Below are 21398 nucleotides of genomic sequence, written 5' to 3'. Positions count from 1 at the left end.
TCGAGTGTGTTCAGGAGTATATGGAGGCCAACCTAACGAGAAGGTGAGGCCGATATTACAGTTCTGAAAGCCATGCGTCTGTGAAGAAGTTTTAACACCGGGCAGGCGTCAACCTGCCCGGCCAGGTACATCAGAGCAGGGCCAGGGGGTACTCGACGATCAGTCGGAATTCTTCCAGGTCGGACTCGAACTGACTGGAGCGGATGGTCGCCTGGCGGATGCGCAGGGACAGGTCCTTGAGCGTGCCGCCCTGGAACACGTACTTGGCTTCGATGTCCCGCTCCCAGCGACGCTGATCGGTCAGCGGATCACCCGCCGCGTCGCGGCGCATGTACACCGAGTTGGCGTGGCTGTAGTCGGCGTCGCTGCCGCGCGCGTAGCGGGTCATGAACGACAGACCGGGAATGCCGAAGGTCTGCATGTCGAGGTCGTAGCGGACCATCCACGAACGCTCCTTGGGCGAGTTGAAGTCGCTGTACTGGATCGAGTTGTCGAGGAAGATCGAGTCCGACTGGCGCAGGTAGTCGAAGTCGTCGTTGCCGTTGTTGCGCTGGTGCGACAGGGCCAGGGTGTGGGCGCCGTAGGTGGCGCCGACCTTGGCGCTCCAGATGTTGTTGTCGAACTCGCCCAGCAGTTTCTTGCCCTCGTCCACAGCCTTGTAATAGTTGAAACCGCTGAACAGGGTCAGGTCGTCGGACACCGGGTAGTTCACCGCCGTGCCGAAGTAGTACTGATCCCAGGCGTCTTTCAGGCGGCTGCTGTAGAGGCTGAAACTGAGGTTGGGGTTGAACTTGTAGTCGCCACCGAAGTAGCCGACCCAGGGCGAGTCGACCTTGCCCGCGTAGAAGGTGGCGAAGCCGTCGCGCATGCCGCTGCTGTCGGGCTGGCTCATGGCGTGCAGGCGCCCGCCCTGCAGGTTGAGACCGTCGAGGCTGGTGTTTTCCAGGGTCACCCCGCGAAAGCTTTCCGGCAGCAGGCGCGAGTCGCCGTAGTGCACCACCGGCGTCTTGGGGAACACGTCGCCGACTTTCACCACGGTGTCCAGGGCTCGCAGTTTCACCGCGCCGCCGGCCTTGCCATAGCCGTCGGCGGGCTCGTTGTCGTGGTTCACCGGCAGCATGCCGAAGGAGCCACGGCCGCCGCTGCGCCCGCTGCCGGAGTCGAGCTTGAGGCCGTACATGGCGAAGGCATCGATGCCGAAGCCGACCGTGCCCTGGGTGAAGCCGGACTCGAACTTGCCGATCAGGCCCTGGGCCCAGGCTTCGGAGTAACCGTTGCCGGTGGGGCTGGACTGGCCCTTGCGATCATCGCGGTTGAAGTAGTAGTTGCGCAGCAACAGGTCGAGGCGGCTGCCTTCGACAAAGCCTTCGGGTCGTTCCTCGGCGGTTACCGCCGCCACGGGACACAGCCCCAGTACCGCGGCAAGCACGGACAGGGACAGAGGGGGATTGATTCGCATGGGGTCGCTCCTGAGTGTTGGCAGCTATCAACTTTTATATCGCCAGAGGCGTTCTTATTGGGGGGACTGACCGGCGCAGAAGCGCCCTGAAAGTCGCTGTCGATAGTTGCAAACAGTCGATAACGGCGAGGTGACCCGGTGATTACAATTGTGCAAGAAAGGACGCTGGTAGCGCTCGGCCAAAGCCTCTGAAACCCCCATGAACAGGGGCGATGGCAATGGGGGGGGGAAGTTGCCTTAAGGGGCATTACAGATAAGTAATGTGCCCGCGATCATTCTGACAGGGTCGGTTCCTTATCCTCGCTGGAGTCAACTGGACGAGGAAACTGTCATGAAGCTGTTCAACTTGAGTATCGCCGCGTTGCTGCTGTCCATTTCTGCCCTGGCCCTGGCCGAGGGCGGTGGTGATCGCACCTTTACCCGCGCCATGCTGGAGAACCAGAAGGCCATGGAGCGCTATGCCGCAAGCCAGGGCAAACCGGCCCCGGTGGTGCAGAGCTACCGCTATGGCATGGCGCTGGATATCGCCAGGGTGGTCAATGTGACGCCTGCGGCCAAGTCCTGCGAGGTGGTGCCCTCGCGCATGACGTATGAAGACTCCGCCGGTCAGCTCAAGACCATCGAATATCAGGTTGTGGGTCAGTGCCGCAACAACGGCAGCTGACTCCGGTATCGTGCCCTCAGGCGTCGCCTGGCTCGGGGTGCAGGGCAACGATCATGTCGACTTCCACCGAGGCGTTTTTCGGCAACTGATAGACCCCCAGCGAAGTGCGTGTGTGCACGCCGGCCTCGGCAAACACTGAATACAGGATCTCTGAGGCGCCATCCGCCACTTCGCTCTGCTGGGTGAAGTCCGCCGCGCTCTGCACATAGACGTTGATTCGCAGAATGCGCTTGATCCGCTGCAGGTCGCCGAGCATCTGTTCCAGGATCGCCAGGGCTCGCAGGGTACAAATCTGTGCCCCGTGCCGGGCCTGCTCCAGGGACGTCTCGGCACCCACCCGGCCGACCACCATCACCGTGTTGTCGATGCGCGGGATCTGCCCGCTGACATAGACCTCATCACCGTTACGCACCGCCGGCACATAGTTGCCGCCAATGCGCATCTCGCCTTCGAAACTGTGGCCGATCCGGGCTGCCGCCTGCTGGAAAAGTGCCTTGCGTGTTGCGTCCATAGTCCAACTCCGTCGATCGCCGTGGAATTTCCAGAAGCCGACTATACGCGCTCCAACGCGGCGATGAATCTTCGGCGAAAGCCCCGTATCGACGGGCTTTGCCTGCCGTTGAAATTTTTTGGTCGGACAAGTCGCAGTTGCTATTAAGAAAATACTTTCAGGGCCGATGTTAGGCCCAAAGCAGCCCATTTTTTTCAGTCCCCCCGTCCCCGGTGCATCCTCATGTTCAATAAACGCTTGAAGCAAGAGTTGTCGGCGCTTCGTGAAGAACTCTCGAGCCTTCAGCAAGTGAAGGAAAGTCTTGAAAGCGAGATGCTCGTGATCAATTTGAGCGCCGATGGACGGATTCAATCGGTCAACCACAACTTCGCCCAGGAAATGCTCTACAAGGGAGGCGATCTGGTGGGGCGTGCCCTGGAGGACATCGTCCCGGAACACGTCAAGCGCGACGAGTTCCATCAGCGCTTCAAGGCGACCCTGGCCCGGGGCGAGCATTTTGCTGGGGCGGTGCGCTTGCTGCGGGGCAACGGTGAGGAAGCCTGGCTGCGCGCCATTTCCCAGCCGATTCGCGACTCAGAGGGCCGGATCAAGTACTTCGCGATCTTTTCCAGCGACCTGACCCGCACCATCGAGGCCTCCCGCGAGCACGAGAACCTGATCGGCGCGCTGATGCGTTCCACCGCGCTGATCGAGTTCGATCTCAATGGCCATGTGCTGACCGCCAATGACCGTTTCCTGGCCGGGATGGGTTACAGCCTGGCGCAGATCAAGGGCAAGCATCACCGCATGTTCTGTGAGCCGGAGGAGTACAACAGCGCGGCCTACCAGGCGTTCTGGAGACGCCTGAATGCCGGGGAATTCATCGCTGAACGCTTCAAGCGGATCGATGCCCACGGCCGGGTGGTCTGGCTGGAGGCGTCCTACAACCCGGTGCTGGACGCCAACAACAAGCTCTACAAGGTGGTGAAGTTCGCCACGGTGATCACCGATCAGGTGAATCAGGAACTGGCCGTGGCCGAAGCGGCGAACATTGCCTACAGCACCTCGTTGCAGACCGACAACAGCGCCCAGCGCGGCACTACGGTGGTCACCGAGGCGGTGAACGTCATGCGTGATCTGGCCAAACACATGCAGGAGGCCGGCGAAGGTATCGGCGCCCTGAACGAGCAATCCCTGGTGATTGGCAGCATCGTCAAGACCATCAGCGGCATTGCCGAGCAGACCAACCTGCTGGCGCTCAATGCGGCGATCGAGGCAGCCCGTGCCGGTGAGCAGGGACGGGGTTTTGCCGTGGTCGCCGATGAGGTCCGGCAACTGGCCTCGCGTACCAGCAAGGCCACCGAAGAAATCGTCGGCGTGGTCCGGCAGAACCAGGACATGGCCCGTGAAGCCGTGGAGTTGATGGCCGAAGGCAAGCTGCAGGCCGAGCAGGGCCTGGCCCTGGCCGCAGAAGCCGGCACGGTGATAGTCGAGATCCAGGACGGCGCACAGAAAGTGGTGAGCGCGGTGGGTCAGTTCGCCAATCAACTGTCGACCTGAGTCGTGGGGCCCCGGTGACGGGGCACCGCTCATCCTCTCGGCACGGCGTTCGCCGGCCACGATGGCCTTGAGGAAATTTCCGAAGAGGTCTTAAGAATATTCTGAAACGCTGCGCACGGCTTGGAGAAAGGTCACGCAGCGCCGATGGCAAGAGGGTCGCTGTATCCACTCTTAGTCTGTCGGTGTATCCATGTTCAACAAACGTTTGAAGCAACAGCTTGCCACCTTGAGCGACGAGCTGAATGCTCTGCAGCAATTCAAGGCCTGTCTGGAAACCCAGGTGCTCAGCATCGAACTGGACGGCGAGGGGGTGATCCGTCGGGTCAACCAGAACTTCACACGCACCTTGGGCCTTGATGGCCAACAGCTCTGTGGGCAGCCCCTGGAGCAGATTGTGTCGCGCCACACCCAGGCGACGCAGTTGTATCGCACTTTCCAGGCGGCCCTGGGGCGCAACGAAGGCTACATCGGCCAGTTGCGCCTGCAGCGGGGCGACGGCCGCGACGCCTGGTTGCATACCTGCGTGCAGCCGGTCCATGACAGCGCCGGGCGCCTGGACCACTACTCGCTGATCTGCAGCGACCAGACGGCGTCGGTGGAAAGCGCCTGCGAGCATGAAAACCTGATGGCGGCGTTGCTGCGTTCCACTGCGGTGATCGAGTTCGATCTGCAAGGCCGGGTGCTGACCGCCAACCCGCGTTTTCTGGCCTGCATGGGTTACCGCCTCGATGAAGTCCAGGGCCAGAACCACCGTCTGTTTTGCGAACCCCAGGAATATGAGGGGCCGTCGTACCAGGAGTTCTGGGCGCGCCTGAACGCTGGCGAGTATGTCGCCGACCGCTTCAAGCGTATCGACAGCCAGGGGCGTGTCGTGTGGCTCGACGCCTCCTACAACCCGGTGCTGGATGCCAACGGCCAGCTGTACAAAGTGGTGAAGTTCGCCACCCTGATCACCGATCAGGTGAACCAGGAACGCTCGGTGGCCGAGGCCGCCGACATCGCCTATAGCATCTCCCGCCAAACCGATACCAGCGCCCAGCGCGGCTCGGCGGTGGTCACCCAAACCCTGGACGTGATGCGTGACCTGGCCAAGTGCATGCAAGACGCCGGTGACGGTATTGAAGCCCTGAACGAGCAGTCCCTGGTGATTGGCAGCATCGTCAAGACCATCAGCGGGATTGCCGAGCAGACTAACTTGCTGGCCCTCAATGCGGCGATCGAGGCCGCTCGGGCCGGTGAACAGGGGCGCGGTTTCGCCGTGGTCGCCGACGAGGTCCGACAACTGGCCTCGCGTACCAGCAACGCCACCGACGAAATCGTCGGCGTGGTCCGGCACAACCAGGACATGGCCCGCTCGGCGGTGGAACTGATGGCCGAAGGTCGCCAGCAAGCCGAGCAGGGCCTGACCCTGGCGGCGGAGGCCGGCGCGGTGATCGTCGAGATCCAGGACGGTGCGCAGAAAGTGGTGGGCGCGGTGGGGCAGTTCGCCAGTCAGCTGTCCAGCTGAGTGTCACGCTGAGGGTTCAAGTTTCGCGTCCGCCTGGCCCAGCGGACGCGGAGGGTTTCAGTGTTGCAACGGCCCATGGCATTCGTAATGCAAACGGTCGAACCACTGCCCGTGCAGCAGGAAGCTGCGGCGTGAATGGCCGTAGCGGGAGAACCCTGACGCCTCCAGTACCCGCACCGAGCCGAGGTTCTCCGGGCGGGCGTTGGCTTCGATGCGGCTCAGTTGCAACTCCCCGAAGGCCCGTTGCCGGACTTGCTCCACCGCCGCCTTGGCGATGCCGCGGCCGTTGAAACGGGCGCCCACTCGATAGCCCAGTTCGGCGCAATTGAAGTAGGCGCGCTGCACCCGGTGCAGGTTGATGCGTCCCACCAGCTGTGAGTTTTCACGGATCAGGAATTGATAGCCGCGATCCGCTTCGGCGTCCTGTCGAGCCTGGGCGATGGCTTCGGCGACGCCTTCGGCACAGTAGTACGCGGCGGGTCGGGCGTTGATTGAAGCCTCGAAAAAAACGCGGTTCTCTTGTTCAAAAGCTAGCAGTTCATGCACGTCGTCAGGCTGCGGGGCGGTGATGTACAGGTGCGTCATGGTCCGGTGGCCTCAATCCGTTGAAGGCGCTTTCATCTCACGTTCTGCAGGTCGGCTTCAAGCCTCCAGGTGCGGTTTGATCAGTTCGGCAAACCATTCGATGAACACATTGAGACGGCGCGAGCGATGGCGGCGGTCGGGGTACAGTGCGCTGATTTCCATGGGCGCCACCGGCAGTTCATGAAGCACCTGCACCAGTTCGCCGCGCTCCAGTAGATGCTGCACATCGAAGCGCGGCACCTGGATCAGCCCCAGGCCCTGGCGACAGCAGGCAATGTAGTTCTCGACGTTGTTGACGATCACCCGACTGGGCAGGCCCAGCAGGTGCTCGCGACCTTCCTGCAGGTATTCCCAGGGCTGCTCTCGACCCGTGTCCGGGGAGGCGTAGCCCACCATCCACTGGCCGTTCTGCAGGTCCTGGTGGCTTCGAGGCTCGCCATGTTCGGCGAGGTAGGCGGGGCTGGCGCAGTTGATCAGCGCCAGGCGCCCCAGGGGACGGGCGATCAGGCTGCTGTCCGCCAGGCTGCCGACGCGGATCGCGCAGTCGATGCCTTCCTGGACCAGGTCGATGCTGCGATCGCAGGCCCCCAGCGCCAGTTGCAGGTCGGGGTATTGCGCCAGCCATTGGGGCAGGGCGGGCACGATCAGGCGCCGGGCGATGCGGCTGGGTACGTCGATGTTCAGACGTCCACTGACATCCACCTGGCGATGCTGGAACAGTTGGCTGAGTTCGGATGCATCCGCCAGCAGGCGCCGGGCTCGCTCCAGAAGGATGGCGCCGTCGGCGGTCAATTGCACATGCCGGGTCGTGCGGTGCAGCAGGCGCGTGCCGAGGCCGGTTTCCAGTTGCTGCACGGCGGAGGAGACGGTGGCCCGTGGCAGTTCCAGGACATGGGCGGCCTTGATGAAGCTGCCCATGTCGGCCACCTGGATGAACACGCGGTATTGTTCAAGCTTATCCATCGTATGAACGATCCTGGTCCGGGGGACGCCGAGCGGCAATGGATCGCGGCATCGTCCGAGGCGATCGATGCAGCGGCTCGGCAGGCCAATTTACCCCTTGGGCGCCAGGATTACTTGGTGGTGTAGCCGCCGTTGATCAGTAAGGTCTGACCGGTGATCCACCAACCCTCGGTCACCAGGTGACGAATGAAGGGCACCACATCCTCGATATCAGTGAGTCCGGTCTTGCTCGAAGGCGACAGGGCCGCGGCGCTCTTGTGATAGGCCACCGCGTCGTCCCCTTCGGCAGGGTAGAAGAACGGTGTATCCATGGGGCCTGGCCCTACAGCGGTGACCGAGATGCCGCGGGCGCCGAACTCCTTGGCTGCGGCCCGGGTGAAGTGTTCCACCGGTGCCTTGGAACCGCCATAGGCGGCATAGAACGGGGTGAAGGCTCCCAGCAGCGACGTCACCAGGGTCACCAGCTTGCCGTTGTCCTCCAAGTGTTTGCCGGCTTCCTTGATAAAGAAGAACGCGCTCTTGGCATTGACCGCAAACATCTGGTCGTACTCGTCTTCGCTGATCTCGACTATGGGTTTTTTCAGCACCTTGCCCACGGTGTTGATGGCGATGTCGATCTTGCCGAAACGCGCCTTGACCTCGCTGAACAGACGCTCCACGGCACTGGCGCTGGTGAGGTCGGCCTGCCAGGCGTGGGCCTCGACCCCCAGGTCCTTGAGCGCCGCCAGGGTGCGCTCGGCGTCGGCCTGGCTGGCGCTGCTGTTGTAGTGCACGGCCACGGCTTTGGCCCCGTGGCTGGCAAGATCACGGGCAATCAGGCCGCCGAGGTTTTTCACCCCTCCGGCAATCAACACGACTTTGTTGTTCAGGGAATGATCGGCCATGGTGCGGCTCCTTCGACGGTTGGTGAAGGCTGAGTCTAGTCTTTGGAAGGGCGCGGATAAGCCGTCGGCGGCTGCACGGATTATCCAGAAAATCCATCCAATACCGCGGTCTGCCCGAGGGCTGGATAGGGCTACAATCGGATTTTTTTCAGGAGCCTGCCATGCCTGCATTTCGTCGTTCGGTCCCTCTGGAAAAGGCCTACCGCCTGCTCAATCACGGCCCTACGGTGCTGGTCAGCGCGGCCCATGGTGGCCAGCGCAATATCATGGCCGCGGCCTGGGCGATGCCCCTGGATTTCGAGCCGCCGAAAGTTGCCGTGGTGCTCGACAAGTCCACCTGGACCCGGCAGCTGCTGGAGGCTTCGGGCACCTTCGTCCTCAACGTGCCCTGCGCCGCTCAAGTGGACATTGTGCAGAGCCTGGGCAACAGCTCTGGACTGGAGCTGCACCACGCCGGGCGCGACAAGTTTTGCGCCTATGGTTTATCGACCTTTGCCGGCCAGGCCCTTGAGGCTCCGCTGCTGGAAGGTTGCGTGGCCTGGCTGGAATGCCGGCTGTTGCCCGAGCCCCACAATCACCAGCAGTACGACCTGTTCCTCGGTGAGGTGATTGCGGCCCAGGCCGATGCCCGAGTGTTCAGCGAAGGGCGTTGGCACTTCGAGGGTCAGGACTCGCTGCGCACCCTGCACCATGTAGCAGGTGGGCATTTCCTGACCATTGGCGACGCCGTTGACGGTCGTCAGTTGCCCCAGGCCGGTGAGGTTTGAGTCAACGTCTGCTGGGTGTGATCCAGCACCTGCAAGTCCAGCGCTCTGCCGCCGACTGGGTCTTGGCTACCAGCTCACCTGGCCCAGGGCGTCGGCGAAGGCGTTGAGTTTCGGCGAGCATTGGCGTGAGGGCGGGTAGACCAGGGACAGTTCCCGGCAGCGCCCGTCATGGGCCTGGAGAATCGGCACCAGATGGCCTGCGTCGAGGGCATCGCGCACGGCGAACTCCATCAACTGGGCGATGCCGAAGCCACCCAGCACCGCATCCACCAGGGCATCGCCGATGTCGAAGATCAGCCGCCCCTGCACCGCCAGGTCCAGAGGCTTGCCCTGGTCCATGAACTGCCAGTCCACCAGGCGGCCGCTGCGCAGGTTGCGCACGGTGAGGCAGTTGTGCTGCTGCAAGTCCGCCAGTTGCCGGGGCGTGCCATGGCGCTGCAGATAAGCCGGCGCCGCCACCGTTACCCAGCGCAGGGGCGCCAGGGGGCGGGCGATCAGGCGCTGGTCGTTGATCACCCCGGTACGCAGCACCGCGTCGAAGCCTTCGTCGATGATGTCCACCACCCGATCGGTCATCACCGCCTCGATGCTCAACTCGCGATAGCGGGTGGTCAGCTCGCCAATGACCGGCATCACCACCTTGCGCCCGAACAGTGAAGGGGTGCTGATCTTCAGCGCTCCGGTGGGAGAGTCCCGGCGGTCCAGCAGCAAGTGCTCGGTATGGGCCAGTTCTGCCAGCAGCGGTCCGGCCCGGTCCACCAGAACCTGGCCGTCCGGGGTCAGGCTGACACTGCGGGTATTGCGTTGCAGCAGGCGCACGCCCAGTTGCTGTTCCAGGCGGGAAATGGCCCGGGACAGGCCGGATTGGGTCAGCCCCAGGTCGCCGGCGGCCCGGGTGAAACTGCGGGTCTCGGCCACCCGGACCAGCAGGCGAAGGGCGTTCAGATCCATGATTAAAGTCATTACTGAAAGAGGAAGTGGCGTATTTATCATTTAAACGGCATCGATGACACTGGGCGCCGCTTATTTCAGACAAGGATTTTCGCGATGTCCGCGACCCCGTTAGCCAAGCCGTCGGGCTGGATGCTGTTACTGCTGGCCACCGCGCAGTTGATCATCGCCCTGGACGCCACCATCGTCTTTGTTGCCCTGCCGGACATTGGCCAGCGTCTGGGGTTCTCCGCCCAGCAATTGCAGTGGGTGGTCAGCGCCTACAGTGTGGCCTTTGGCGGCTTCCTGCTGCTGGGCGGGCGTGCGGCGGACCTGTTGGGCAAGCGGCGTTTCTACATCATTGGCCAGTCCCTGTACGCCCTGGCGTCCCTGGCCGGCGGCCTGGGCGGCAGCGCCCTGTTGCTGGTGCTGGCCCGGGCCGTGCAGGGCGTGGGCGGGGCGATGCTGTTCCCGGCCACCCTGGCCCTGATCAACACCTGGTACGCCGAAGGCCCGGCCCGTAACCGCGCCTTTGCGGTGTGGAGCGCGGCCTCGGCGGCGGGACTGGCCCTGGGGGCCTTGCTGGGCGGGGTGTTGACCCAGTACTGGGGCTGGGAAGCGGTGTTCCTGGTCAACGTGCCCCTGGCCGGAGCCTGCGCACTGATGGCCCGGCGCTGGATTCCCGCCGACCCGGCGCGCCAGCGTGGCCGTCAGTTCGATCTGCGCGGTGCCCTGACCGTGACCCTGGGGGGCACCTTGCTGGTGTTTTCCATTGTTCAGGGGCCGGAGTGGGGCTGGACCGCGCCGGCGACCCTGGCTTGCCTGATGCTGTCCCTGGCGTTGCTCTGGCTGTTTGTCCGACTGGAGCAGCGCAGCCCGGACCCGCTGATGCCGCTGCGTTTGCTGGGTTATCCACAACTGCGCATGGCCATGGTGATTACTGCATTGTTCATGAGCAGCTTCGGCGTGCAGTACTACTTTCTCAGCCTGTATTTCCAACAGGTCTACCAGTTCAGCGTGTTGCAGAGCGGCTTGGCGTTCCTGCCTTCGACCCTGCTGTGCACGGCCGGGATCTGGGTGGCGGAACGGGCGCTGCTGCGCATCGGCTTGCGGGCGACCCTGGTCAGCGGCTTGCTGCTCGGGGCGCTGGGCATCGGCATGATGTACCTGGCCTTGCCCGGCAGCAGCGGTTTTGTCGGCCTGTTGCCGGGAATCGTGGTCATGAGCATCGGCCAGGGCATGACCTGGACCTCGATGTGGGTCTCGGCCGGGCAGGGTATCGCAGCGTCCGAGCAAGGGGTGGCAGCGGGGGTGGCTTCGACCAGCCAGCAAATCGGCGGGGCCCTGGGGCTGGCGCTGCTGGTGTCCCTGGCCAATACCTTGAGCCCTGAGGGCAATCAGGCTCATGGCATTGAAATGGCCACTGCGGCCAGCGCCCTGCTGGCCTTGCTCGGGGCCCTCCTGGCGCTGCGCTTGCCTCGGGCGTCACCAGCCTTGCCGGCCTGTTCCGTGGCCCAGGGCTGAGGCGCGTTCAGTGGGGTTGGGGCAAGTGGCGGCGCACCGCCCACAGCACCCCGGCCAGCAACAGCAGGGCCGCCGAGCTTTGCAGCAGGCTCGGCAGGTGTTGCAGGCAGATAAAACCGTACAGCAGGGCAAACAGGGTCTCGAACACGATCAGTTGGCCGCTGAGGGTCAGGGGCAGGCGCCGGGTCGAGGCGTTCCACATGCGATTGCCGAACCAGGAACCCAGCACTGCACTGGACAGGCTCAGGCCCCAGAACAGCATCCAGCGATGCTCGCTGGCCTCGACCTGGGTGCCCGGCAGGGAGAAAGCCTCCGCCAGCAGCCAGATCAGGGCACTCATCAGCCCGGTGGTGATGCCCCACAACGTCGACCACTGGCTGCTGTTGAAACGGCTGCCTTTGAGGTAGCGGGCGTTGTCGGTGGCGAACCAGGTCCAGCACAGCAGGGCGCCAAAGGCGCAGAGCAGGCCCAGGGCACGCTGGCCCAGCTCGGGTGAATCGCCAGGCGCGGTCAGCAGGGTGTCGAGGTTGATGCAGCAGATGCCGGCGAACACCAGCAGCAGCGGCCAGCGCAGGCGGCGCAAGGGCACGGCGTCGGCGTCGCCGCGCCCGGCCAGGGTAATGGTCAGCGGCAACAGGCCGACGATCAGCGCGGTGCTGGCCACCCCGGCCCACTGGATGGCGCTGGCCAGGAGCATGAAATAGATCAGGTTGCCGGTCAGCGCCAGCTTCACCAGCAACCCGGCATCGCTCCAGGTCAGGCGTTGCAAGAGTTCCCGGGCCTGGGGCGCAGCCAGGAGCAGGGAGAATGCACCGTACAGGGTGAAGCGGGCACAGCTGAGCATCAGCGGACTGAACTCCGGCAACAGGCTGGGCACCACAATGGCCAGGCCCCAGACCGCACCGGCTAGGGCGGCGTAAGCAACTCCGCGTTTCATGCACACACTCGCAGCGATTCATCAAAGCGCGCAGCCTAGTCATTGCTGACCGAGTGGACAAAGGATATATAGGCACCTACCTATTCTGCTGGGGAATGCCTCATGAGCCGCTTTGCCCGTCATTTGCCACCATTGGAAACCCTGGTGACCTTCGAGGCGGTGGGGCGCAACGCCAGCTTCACCCGCGCCGCCACCGAGCTGTGCCTGACTCAGAGCGCAGTGAGCAAGCAGATCCGTGCCCTGGAGCTGTCGCTCAAGACCGAACTGTTCGAGCGCCAGGCCCGGGGGGTGAAACTCACCGCCAGCGGTGCCTCGCTGTTCGCCGAGGTCAGCACTCAGTTGGAGGCGTTACTGCGCAGCGTCAGTCGCCTGCGGGCCGGGCGCGATGCCAACACCGTTACCGTGCAATGCACCCATGCGGTGGCGCAGTTCTGGCTGTTTCCGCGCTTGCTGGCGTTCAACAAACAACACCCGGACATCACCGTGAGCATCCACGCCAACAACGACATGGACGAGTCCAGCGTGGCCGAACACGACTTCGCCATTCTCTACGGCGCTGGGCATTGGTCGTCCCTGACCGCCACGCCGTTGTTCGCCGAGATTGTCTATCCCATCGCCAGCCGGCGCCTGGAGTTGCCGGTCATTGACGCGCTGGCGCAACTGGCCGAGCTGCCCTTGATCCAGCTGGATGCCACGGCCTGGAACTGCATAGACTGGCGCGACTGGTTCCGGCATTTCGGCCTGGACTACAGCGCGCCGCCAGGGGCCATGGGCTTCAATCAATTGACGCTGATGTTCAGCGCCGTGCAGCAGGGCATGGGGGTGGGCCTGGGCTGGGATTTCATGGCCAGCGAGTTGGTGGCCCAGGGCGAGTTGCAGCGCGTCGGCCAGTGGGCGTTTCGCACCGGGCAGGCAGACTTTCTGGTGCATGTGCGGCACAAGCGCCTGTCTGCCAGCGGCCAGTTGTTTCGCGACTGGCTGGTGGCGCAGGCGAGTGAATGAGCGCCCGGGGCGGTGTGCCAGCCCCGGTGCCTGGATCAGAGGCTGGCGCGGGGCACGCTGAAGCGGAACTCGCTGCCCTTGCCCGGTTCGCTGTGGGCCTCGATCTTGCCGCCGTGGGCCTGGATGATGCCCTGGGTGATGTACAACCCCAGGCCGGTGCCGTTGGGGTTGCCTTCCTTCAGGGTCCAGTAGCGATCGAAGATGAACGGCAGCTGGTCGGCGGGAATGCCTTCCCCGGTGTCGCGGACGCTGAAGACGATCTGCTCGCCGTCGGACATCGCCACCACCCCGACCTTGCCTTGCTTGGGGGTGAACTTGATGGCGTTGCCCACCAGGTTCGACAACACCTGGAACAACCGCTCGGGATCGGCATTGATGGTCAGCTCGGGCTCGGCGTGGAAGCTGATGTCGATGGCCTTGTCCAGGGCCAGGGGGGCCAGCAGCGAATAGGCCTCTTCAAAGATCTGGCTCACCTCCAGCGGCTGTGGCGCGATGCTGTAGCGCCCGGCTTCGATCTTCGAGGTGTCGAGCAAGTCCTCCAGCAGGTTGTTCATGCGGCTGGCGGCCTGTTGCATGGTGTCGATGGCCGAGGAAATGCGTCGTGACGTATGCGGGCCGTCAGAGCTGAAGGCTTTTTGCAGCATGCCGCAGAGCATGGAAATCACGGTCATCGGGTTGCGCAGGTCGTGGGACACCACCGCCACCAGCTCGTCCCGGGCGCGCACGGCCTGTTGTTCACGTAGGACCTGGCGCGCCAGGTCGTGTTCCAGGGCCGAGCGCCGCAGGTCATTGGCGGCGAAGCGGTCGCCGTGGCTCCACTTGCTGGAGATCCCGGCCATTTCCACCTTCCAGATCTCGAACGAGGTACGCGGTCGCAGGCGCAGGCCGGCGTCGGAGTTTTCCAGGTCCAGGGGTTTTTGCGGGTTGCCGCTCCAGTGGATGTTTTCCTTCACTTCGGGGCGGAACCACAGCACGCCGTTATCCACAGGTTTGGGCAGACTCATGGCCAGGACGCCGCTGGCGACCTGTTGATAACTCGCCGCCGGCGGGTACACGCTGGCCAGGTGATGACTGGCAAACACCGCTTCCCCCGTGCCTTGCAGCCAGCGATGCAGCGCGCGGATTTCGTCCTGGGGCGGGCACTGGCCGAAGCAGTGCAACTGTTTGTCCTCGATGATTGCCACACCGCCGGCTTGCGTCAGGTCCAGCAGCACCTGCGGCGCCTGGGTCAAGCCGTCGAAAACACTGCCGCAGGCGTCGCGCATGGCCTGGTCGAGGCTGGCCAGGGCGGTGAGTTTCTCTTCCCGCTGGCGGCTCAGGTCCAGGGCTTGCATGGCGCTGATCTGCAACGACAGCACCTGGCCAATGGTCTGGCAGGCAATGCGCAGTTCGTGGGGCACCAGCAGCGGCTGGCGGTTGCCGCAGCTGATCAGGCCCCAGAGCTGATCGTCCTTGAGCAGGGAAATACTCATGGACGACAGCACGCCCATGTTCTTCATGTACTGGCAGTGAATCGGCGACACGCTGCGCAGGGTGGCGAAACTCAGGTCCAGGGGCTGCTGGGTGTCCGGGCGCAGGGTCGGCAGCAGCGGCACCGGCTGGTAGTCGGCGTTAGGAATGATCCGCAGCCAGTTGCTGCGATACAGCTCGCGGGCCTGCTGGGGAATGTCCGAGGCGGGGAAGAACAGGCCGTTGAACACCTCCATGTCGGGGCGGGTGGCTTCGGCGATCACCTGGCCGTGGCCTTCCTCTTCGAAGCGGTAGATCAGCACCCGGTCGTAGCCGGTCATGGCCTGGATCTCTGCGACGCTGATGGCATACAGCTCGTGCAGGGTCCTGGCCGCTTGCAGGCGCCGCAGCAGGCGCCCGAGATTCTCGGTCTGTTGCTTGAGGTGCTGGTGCTGCGGCTGATCGGGCTGGATTTCCAGCTCCAGCATCAGCACCCCTTGATGGCGATGCAGCAGGGCTTCGAAAGGTGTTCCGTTGAGTGACAGGTGCAGCGGCGGGGCATCGAACAGCTGATCCTGTTGCAGCACTTCACGGATGCGTTGAGCGTCTGTTTCTCCCAGCAACTGCTCCAGGGGGTGACCCAGCAGCGAATCGGCGGGCGGGCCCAGTAGGGTCTCGACGTTGGCACTGATCTGCTGGATGCGCAGTTGCGGTTCGCACAGGGTCAGCAACACACCGTGGGGCTGGATCGCTCCCGGGGAGTGGATGGGTTCGTTGGCGCAATTGGCCAGCAACTGTTCGAAGGTTTGGGAATCTTGGGGGGTCATAGCAGCACCTCGCGGCGGTCGAGCCAGCGTTCGAAACAGGCAAATGTGGATTGCGCGGCGCTGACCAGGTGTCGGCGTGTGCTCGGGTCTTCGGGCATGCGCTCCAGGTAGTCGAGAAAGTCCTTCCAGCGCCGCCCGGTGGCAGTGCCATAGACGTCGAGAAAGGCGCCGCCGTTGTCGGCATCGAGATCCAGGCGCCGGGCCATTTCCCGGCGCAGAATCTGTCCGCCCAGGGTCGCGCCTTCCAGTACGTAGAGGGTGCCCAGGCAGGCTCCGGCGCTGTGCAGAGGCGGCAGTTGCTCACAGCGGGGCAGGGCCTCGATGCTGGCGACATCCAAGCCCAGGGCACGCAGATCCCCGAACAGGGTCGGGGTCTTCAGGCGTTGGCTCAGGTCATAGCCCGCAGGGATCAGGCCGCAGTTCTGCAGGGCCGCTTCCAGGGGCTGATAGAAGCCGTAATAGGCCTGGATCAGGCGTCGATACCAGGGCGCATCAAGCCGCTCACAGAAGAACGGCAGGCGTTTCTCCAGGGCAACGTGCAAGGTCGCGGTGCCGGTGCGCAGGTCTTGAAGCAGGGTGGGCGTGGTGCTGGCTTGGTGCGGTGTCGGCATGCAGGGATCAGGGGTCGCAACAGGTAGTGGACGCGCCATGGGCGTCATCAAAAGCCGGGACCAGGCTGGCATCCCCGCGATAGAGCCATCGCACAGAAAAAATCGGCGCGTCACTTTACCCGTGCTTTTTCCCTCGACGTAGGGGTTTTGTCACACCGTCGGTCGGTCAGCAGCGTTGATTGAGTGGCGTGTCAAAGCGTCTGACCCCGCCGGTGCGGTGGAAATTCCCTTTTCCACTTTGCAGATTCGGGCCGGGGTCAGATCCAGACGTCGTTCTGTGCCGTACGTTCGCCGCCTTGATCGCCGGTGTTGAGCACGCCCTTGGGCTCGATCAACAGCAGTTTGACCTCCTGCTCGGCCCAGGGCTTGTGTTCGACGCCCTTGGGCACCACGAACATCTCGCCGCTGGCGATGGACACCTGGCCGTCACGGAAGTCGATGTGCAGCAGGCCGTCGAGCACGATGAAGGTTTCGTCGGTGTCGGCGTGGCTGTGCCAGACGAATTCCCCTTGCAGCTTGGAGATCTTGAACTGGTAGTCATTCATCTCGGCGATCACCTTGGGGGTCCAGTGTTCGCTGAACAGGCCGAGTTTGTTGGCGAAGTTGATGCTTTGGTAGGCGTCTTGCGGGGCAGGGTTTTGCATGTTGCGGTCCACCTCAGTGATGAATGAACACTGAGGGTAAACAGGCAGGGGCGCCGGCTTCTTGAACGATCGTGTGTGGCTCAGCGGCCGAGCATCTTCAGCCAGCGAGCGGGAGGCAGGCCGTAGGTCTGGCGAAACTGTCGGGTCATGTGGCTCTGGTCGGAGAAACCCGCCATCAGCGCCGCATTGGCCAGGGACTGGCCCTGCACCAGCAGGGCGCGGACCAGGTCCAGGCGGCGCATGCTCAGGTAGCGATAGGGGCTGGTGCCGAACAGCAGGCGAAAGTCCCGGGACAGGCTCCAGCGGTCGCGTTCGCTATGGGCTGCCAACTCGTCCAGGGTGAGGGTCCGGTCCAGGGCGCTGTGGATGTACTCTCGGGCGCGTTCTGCCGCTACGTAGTCGAAGCGCTGGCGGGACCGCGGGACTCCGGACACGCTGTTCAAGGCGTGGGCCAGGTCGAACAGCGCGTCTTCCTGTTCCAGCGGATCGAGGGGGCCGTCGACGCTGCGCAGCAGGGTCTCGGTGGCGGCGAACAGCCGCGGGTCATTGGACAGGCCGCCGGCAATGAAGGGCAGTGGCTGGCCGCGGAGGATCTGCTGGATCAGCGCCGGCTCGACATACAGCATGCGGTAGTGAAAACCGTCGTGGGTGCCGGCTTCGCCGTCATGGGGCTCGTCGGGGTGCAGGACCATGGTGGCCCCAGGCAGGCTATGGCGCCAGCCGCCGCGGTACTGGAAGCTCTGCACCCCGCGCAGGGTGCGGCCGATAGCGTAGGTGTCGTGGCGGTGCATGTCATAACCATGGCCGGCGAAATACGCCTCGATGCGCTCCAGGCCCCGGGCGGGCGGCGCGCGGTGAACCCAGTCGGTGACAGCGGTGGGTTTGGCCATTGGACGGTCCTGGTGAGCAATCGCAAGAGCCGCACATTAACTCAGGGGCTTGGAGTTTGTCTGCAAGGCCTGAGCCGATAACGCATGCCTCTGTGCTGCAACTGCCTCTTGCTATTGCCCCGGTGGCTGGTGACTAATCTGCAGGCACGATTGCCCCTCAACACGGACGTTATGTCCCCGTATCAGGAGACTGAACATGGCTGTTGTTTTTCGCCCGGTAGCGGACGCCGACATTGCGCGGATCTGCAGTTTCGTGGGCAGTCCCCAAGAGTTGTATTTCTTTTTTCCCGCTGCCACCTGGCCGCTGACCCACAAACAGCTGCGCGACTCCATCGCCCAGCGCAGCGACTCGACAGTGATCGAGTTGGATGGGCAGGTAGTGGGCTTTGCCAACTTCTATCGCTGGGCCAGTGGCGGCACCTGCACCATCGGCAATGTCATCGTCGACCCAGAGGTGCGCGGCGCGGGCCTGGGAGCGCAACTGATCGGGCAGATGATCCATATCGCTCGCAGCAAGCACCAGGCCAGCGAGGTGACGCTGTCCTGCTTCAACAGCAATGTGGCGGGGTTGCTGTTCTATCCGAAGCTGGGTTTTGTGCCGTTCGCCATCGAAGAGCGCAAGAACAAGGAGCAGGAGCGGGTGGCGTTGATCCATTTGCGCTGCAGCCCCAGCTGAAACCAAGAGAAGCGTCAGCGATCATTTTTTTAACGGGAACCATTCATGAGCAAGTTGCGGGTCGGAATTATTTTTGGTGGCCGTTCGGCCGAACACGAAGTGTCGTTGCAGTCGGCGCGCAACATCGTCGATGCCCTGGATCGTTCGCGCTTCGAGCCGGTGCTGATCGGTATCGACAAGCAGGGCCACTGGCACCTCAATGACACCTCGAACTTTCTGATCAACCAGGAAAACCCGGCGCTGATTGCCCTCAACCAGTCCAACCGCGAACTGGCGGTGGTACCGGGCAAGGCCAGTCAGCAACTGGTGGAAACCTCCAGCCAGGAACTGCTGGGCCATGTCGATGTGATCTTCCCTATCGTCCACGGCACCCTGGGGGAAGATGGCTGCCTGCAGGGCTTGTTGCGCATGGCCGACCTGCCCTTTGTCGGCTCCGATGTACTGGGCTCGGCGGTATGCATGGACAAGGACATCAGCAAGCGCTTGCTGCGCGATGCCGGGCTGGCGGTGACGCCGTTTATCACCCTGACCCGTGCCACTCGTGGTCGCTACGGTTTTGCCCAGGCCCGGGAGAAACTCGGCTTGCCGCTGTTCGTCAAACCGGCGAACCAGGGCTCGTCGGTGGGGGTGAGCAAGGTCGAAAGCGAAGCCGATTATCTGGCTGCCGTGGAACTGGCCCTGAGCTTTGACCACAAGGTGCTGGTGGAGTCGGCAGTGCGGGGGCGGGAAATCGAATGCGCGGTGCTGGGCAATGACCAGCCGCTTGCCAGTGGCTGTGGCGAGATCTTGGTCAGCCAGGGCTTCTATTCCTACGACAGCAAGTACATCGACGAACAGGCGGCTCAGGTGGTGGTACCGGCGGCGATCAGTCCGGCTGATAGCGAGCGGATTCAGGCCCTGGCCATCGAGGCATTCCAGGTACTGGGTTGCTCCGGGCTGGCCCGGGTCGATGTGTTCCTCACTGACAGTGGCGAAGTGCTGATCAATGAAATCAACTCCCTGCCAGGGTTCACGCGTATCAGCATGTACCCCAAACTATGGCAGGCCGCCGGCATGAGCTACAGCGAGCTGGTCAGCCGGCTGATCGAGCTGGCCCTGGAGCGTCACGGCGAGCGCCAAACCTTGAAAATCACCCGCTAAGGCGAGCCTCCTTCCGGGCTCATTCCGGCGGTAGCATCAGCCCGATGCAGGCCAGCGCCAGCAACAGCGCCCCAAGCACGATGAACACGTAGTTGACGGGGGTGAAGCGGGCGTTGCTGCGACCCTCGGGATCACCCGCAGCAGCATTCAGACCCCGCTGGCCCAGCCAGGTGACCCATGCCAGCACTGGCAGCAGCGCCAGGCTGGCGATGTCGGTCACCGGGTAGCCGATGTTCTTGCGTGACAGGGCATCCACCACGTTGTTGACGATCAGCCCCACCACAAACAGGGTTGCCAGTTCACCGGGCCGCCAGTCATGGCTGCGGCCGTCGCGCTTGAGCTGTGCATCGGCTTCGCGGTACAGCGCGTGGGTGAAGAAAATCGCAAAAAACGCCCGGGCCACGGGCCACAGCTCCTGGCCGCTGGCATGCCTGAATTGATGCCAGTGCTTGTAGGCCCAATACAGCTGGTAGATGCCGAAAGTGACGATGTACAGGGTGATGAACTTGGCCCGGGACACCACATAGAACGGTTGCAGCTGCGCTTGGGGGGACGGCGCGACCAGTTCCGCCTTGGGCGGGGCATAGAGGTTGTCAGACACGGGCACTCCTTGGTTGGGTCTGAAGAAGCGGCAACGTTAGCGCCGCTTGGGGTGGGACGCCTACTGGCATTCAGGCAGGTCTGCGCGGGATGACTCACGACGCAGCGGATCTGCCGGGCGAAGGTAATGAATATCCCATTCGCTTTCACTGACCTGAACAAAACCCAGGCGTCGATAAAAACGATTCGAGTCACTGCCACGCAGGGCATCCAGGCGGATTGGCACCTGTTCCAGGGTTGATCGATCAATCAGCGGTTTCAAGGCCTTCTCGCCGATGCCCTGCCCCTGAAAATCAGGCATGACGTACAGGTGCTGCAAAAGCAAATGATCGCTATAGGCTTGGCTCTGAATGAAGCCTACATGCTGTCCATTGAGACAGATGAATTGGCATCGTTCGCAAGCAAAACTTGCCACAAAGCGTTCTCGGGCGCGCTGCGGGTCGAAGCGTCCGATGCGTTCCAGGCTGTCGCGCATCGCCGTTATACGCATGTTGACTAGGGTTTCCAGATCGTTTGCGGTGGTGGCTTGCAATGCAAGCACCGGGCTCATGTGCGGGCTATCCAGGAGTATTGAAAGGCCTTCTCGTCACCGCGATGGCCCCGGCGCCGGTAGCTGGCCAGCTTCGGGGTCGAGCAGTAGGTGCACAGTGGGCTGAACTCGACCTGTTCATCACTCATCCCGGCCGCACGCAGCAAGTACAGGGCATAGCGGCTCAGGTCGAACCACAGCGAGCCTTCCTGGGTCGGTTGCGGCGGGGTGATCTCGGGCGGCAGCAAGGGGGCCGGTTGCTGACGGCTCCAGGGGGCCTGAGCTGCGGGCCACAGATGGCTTTGGCTGGCAGACAAGTGGTTGACGAAATCCGCACTGACTTCATAGCAGCAAGGCTTGATCGACGGGCCAATGGCCACGCGCAACTGATGTACGCTGATGCCCCGAGCGGCGAAGTGCTCCAGCACATGGGCAATGATCCCGCCGTGCAGGCCTTTCCAGCCGCCATGCACCGCTGCTACCCAGGCGCCGTCGTGGCTGCTGATCAACATCGGCAGGCAATCGGCGGTGACCACCGCAATCGGCCGGGCCGAGCGGGTCAGTACCGCGTCGCCACGAATGATGCCGCTGGGCAGGGTGGTACTGGCTTCCACCACTTCGCCGCTGTGGACCTGGGAGCAGAAGAACAGATTGGCTGGCAGGGCAGCGCCCACGTTGGAAAAGTCATGACGGATGCCGGTTATCTGCTGCAACACACCTGCCTGGAAACTCATCGGGCCTTCGCTCGGTTACCTGGGAA

22 protein-coding genes and 2 pseudogenes are annotated in these 21398 nt (G+C 63.3%); 10 read left to right on the top strand and 14 right to left on the bottom strand.

What is annotated here, in order from left to right; translation table 11 throughout:
• Positions 1-130: 130 nt before the first annotated feature.
• A complete protein-coding gene (locus PFZ56_RS00610; protein WP_102880966.1) occupies positions 131-1459 on the bottom strand; it encodes an OprD family porin in 1329 nt (442 codons plus the stop codon).
• A 331-nt stretch (positions 1460-1790) separates the two neighbouring features.
• On the opposite strand from PFZ56_RS00610, the gene PFZ56_RS00605 reads away from it, so the two are divergent.
• Entirely contained in the window at positions 1791-2123 is a 333-nt protein-coding gene (locus PFZ56_RS00605; RefSeq protein WP_102860207.1) for a DUF2790 domain-containing protein, read from the top strand.
• Between the two features lie 16 nt (positions 2124-2139).
• Here PFZ56_RS00605 and PFZ56_RS00600 read toward each other — a convergent pair whose 3' ends face one another.
• Positions 2140-2634, bottom strand: coding sequence for a RidA family protein (locus PFZ56_RS00600; RefSeq protein WP_102860208.1), 495 nt, complete (start codon positions 2632-2634; stop codon positions 2140-2142).
• Positions 2635-2856: 222 nt separating this feature from the next.
• Here PFZ56_RS00600 and PFZ56_RS00595 point away from each other — a divergent pair.
• The 4 genes and pseudogenes from PFZ56_RS00595 to PFZ56_RS00580 all read left to right on the top strand — a co-directional run.
• Positions 2857-3579, top strand: a pseudogene (locus PFZ56_RS00595) (PAS domain-containing protein); the annotation flags it as partial.
• A gap of 162 nt (positions 3580-3741) precedes the next feature.
• Positions 3742-4173, top strand: a complete 432-nt coding sequence (locus tag PFZ56_RS00590; RefSeq protein WP_253085032.1) for a methyl-accepting chemotaxis protein — start codon at positions 3742-3744, stop codon at positions 4171-4173.
• A 190-nt stretch (positions 4174-4363) separates the two neighbouring features.
• A pseudogene (locus PFZ56_RS00585) lies at positions 4364-5089 on the top strand (PAS domain-containing protein); the annotation flags it as partial.
• The gene (locus PFZ56_RS00580) at positions 5072-5680 is read left to right on the top strand and encodes a methyl-accepting chemotaxis protein (RefSeq protein ID WP_394304643.1); all 609 of its coding nucleotides are present in this window, start codon (positions 5072-5074) and stop codon (positions 5678-5680) included. The pseudogene PFZ56_RS00585 and the gene PFZ56_RS00580, both read left to right, overlap by 18 nt.
• 57 nt (positions 5681-5737) lie before the next feature.
• Here the strand turns inward: PFZ56_RS00580 and PFZ56_RS00575 are convergent, their stop codons facing one another.
• The 3 genes from PFZ56_RS00575 to PFZ56_RS00565 all read right to left on the bottom strand — a co-directional run bounded on the left by PFZ56_RS00575 (position 5738) and on the right by PFZ56_RS00565 (position 8112).
• Positions 5738-6265, bottom strand: coding sequence for a GNAT family N-acetyltransferase (locus tag PFZ56_RS00575; protein WP_102880963.1), 528 nt, complete (start codon positions 6263-6265; stop codon positions 5738-5740).
• A 57-nt stretch (positions 6266-6322) separates the two neighbouring features.
• Positions 6323-7228, bottom strand: a complete 906-nt coding sequence (locus PFZ56_RS00570) for a LysR family transcriptional regulator (protein ID WP_102880962.1) — start codon at positions 7226-7228, stop codon at positions 6323-6325.
• Positions 7229-7338: 110 nt separating this feature from the next.
• Positions 7339-8112, bottom strand: a complete 774-nt coding sequence (locus PFZ56_RS00565) for an SDR family oxidoreductase (protein WP_170001529.1) — start codon at positions 8110-8112, stop codon at positions 7339-7341.
• 161 nt (positions 8113-8273) lie between these two features.
• Here PFZ56_RS00565 and PFZ56_RS00560 point away from each other — a divergent pair, with 161 nt between their 5' ends.
• A complete protein-coding gene (locus PFZ56_RS00560; RefSeq protein WP_110652201.1) occupies positions 8274-8879 on the top strand; it encodes a flavin reductase family protein in 606 nt (201 codons plus the stop codon).
• Between the two features lie 66 nt (positions 8880-8945).
• Here the strand turns inward: PFZ56_RS00560 and PFZ56_RS00555 are convergent, their stop codons facing one another.
• Positions 8946-9830, bottom strand: coding sequence for a LysR family transcriptional regulator (locus PFZ56_RS00555; RefSeq protein WP_102880960.1), 885 nt, complete (start codon positions 9828-9830; stop codon positions 8946-8948).
• A 96-nt stretch (positions 9831-9926) separates the two neighbouring features.
• Here PFZ56_RS00555 and PFZ56_RS00550 point away from each other — a divergent pair, with 96 nt between their 5' ends.
• A complete protein-coding gene (locus tag PFZ56_RS00550) occupies positions 9927-11333 on the top strand; it encodes an MFS transporter (protein ID WP_170001527.1) in 1407 nt (468 codons plus the stop codon).
• A gap of 7 nt (positions 11334-11340) precedes the next feature.
• Here the strand turns inward: PFZ56_RS00550 and PFZ56_RS00545 are convergent, their stop codons facing one another.
• On the bottom strand, positions 11341-12270 hold the full coding sequence (locus PFZ56_RS00545; protein WP_123393928.1) for a DMT family transporter: 930 nt from the start codon (positions 12268-12270) through the stop codon (positions 11341-11343).
• A 102-nt stretch (positions 12271-12372) separates the two neighbouring features.
• Between PFZ56_RS00545 and PFZ56_RS00540 the strand changes: the two genes are divergently transcribed.
• Entirely contained in the window at positions 12373-13272 is a 900-nt protein-coding gene (locus PFZ56_RS00540; RefSeq protein WP_170001526.1) for a LysR substrate-binding domain-containing protein, read from the top strand.
• A gap of 35 nt (positions 13273-13307) precedes the next feature.
• Here PFZ56_RS00540 and PFZ56_RS00535 read toward each other — a convergent pair whose 3' ends face one another.
• The 4 genes from PFZ56_RS00535 to PFZ56_RS00520 all read right to left on the bottom strand — a co-directional run bounded on the left by PFZ56_RS00535 (position 13308) and on the right by PFZ56_RS00520 (position 17693).
• Entirely contained in the window at positions 13308-15548 is a 2241-nt protein-coding gene (locus PFZ56_RS00535) for an ATP-binding protein (protein ID WP_110652203.1), read from the bottom strand.
• Positions 15545-16159 (bottom strand): biliverdin-producing heme oxygenase, encoded by a 615-nt coding sequence (locus PFZ56_RS00530; RefSeq protein ID WP_170001525.1) that lies wholly within the window; start codon positions 16157-16159, stop codon positions 15545-15547. Before PFZ56_RS00530 ends, PFZ56_RS00535 begins: the two co-directional genes overlap by 4 nt.
• A gap of 257 nt (positions 16160-16416) precedes the next feature.
• The gene (locus PFZ56_RS00525) at positions 16417-16803 is read right to left on the bottom strand and encodes a cupin domain-containing protein (protein WP_102880955.1); all 387 of its coding nucleotides are present in this window, start codon (positions 16801-16803) and stop codon (positions 16417-16419) included.
• 80 nt (positions 16804-16883) lie between these two features.
• Complete coding sequence (locus PFZ56_RS00520) at positions 16884-17693, bottom strand: AraC family transcriptional regulator (protein ID WP_170001524.1); 810 nt, start codon at positions 17691-17693, stop codon at positions 16884-16886.
• 196 nt (positions 17694-17889) lie between these two features.
• Between PFZ56_RS00520 and PFZ56_RS00515 the strand changes: the two genes are divergently transcribed.
• Together PFZ56_RS00515 and ddlA are read left to right on the top strand one after the other, a co-directional pair.
• Positions 17890-18369, top strand: coding sequence for a GNAT family N-acetyltransferase (locus PFZ56_RS00515; protein ID WP_170001523.1), 480 nt, complete (start codon positions 17890-17892; stop codon positions 18367-18369).
• A 45-nt stretch (positions 18370-18414) separates the two neighbouring features.
• Complete coding sequence (ddlA, locus tag PFZ56_RS00510; protein ID WP_170001522.1) at positions 18415-19509, top strand: D-alanine--D-alanine ligase; 1095 nt, start codon at positions 18415-18417, stop codon at positions 19507-19509.
• A gap of 19 nt (positions 19510-19528) precedes the next feature.
• Here the strand turns inward: ddlA and PFZ56_RS00505 are convergent, their stop codons facing one another.
• The 3 genes from PFZ56_RS00505 to PFZ56_RS00495 are packed head-to-tail and all read right to left on the bottom strand — an operon-like array spanning position 19529 to position 21372.
• On the bottom strand, positions 19529-20110 hold the full coding sequence (locus tag PFZ56_RS00505; protein WP_110596310.1) for a DUF4234 domain-containing protein: 582 nt from the start codon (positions 20108-20110) through the stop codon (positions 19529-19531).
• A gap of 60 nt (positions 20111-20170) precedes the next feature.
• On the bottom strand, positions 20171-20659 hold the full coding sequence (locus tag PFZ56_RS00500) for an N-acetyltransferase (protein ID WP_170001521.1): 489 nt from the start codon (positions 20657-20659) through the stop codon (positions 20171-20173).
• Positions 20656-21372 (bottom strand): polyphenol oxidase family protein, encoded by a 717-nt coding sequence (locus PFZ56_RS00495; RefSeq protein WP_102880948.1) that lies wholly within the window; start codon positions 21370-21372, stop codon positions 20656-20658. The genes PFZ56_RS00500 and PFZ56_RS00495 overlap by 4 nt, the downstream gene beginning before the upstream one ends.
• Positions 21373-21398 lie beyond the last annotated feature (26 nt).

It is taken from the genome of Pseudomonas danubii (assembly GCF_042980055.1).
GTDB lineage: Bacteria > Pseudomonadota > Gammaproteobacteria > Pseudomonadales > Pseudomonadaceae > Aquipseudomonas > Aquipseudomonas danubii.
Note: the sequence above shows the minus strand (reverse complement) of the source record. Positions and strands in the feature narration are given on the sequence as shown.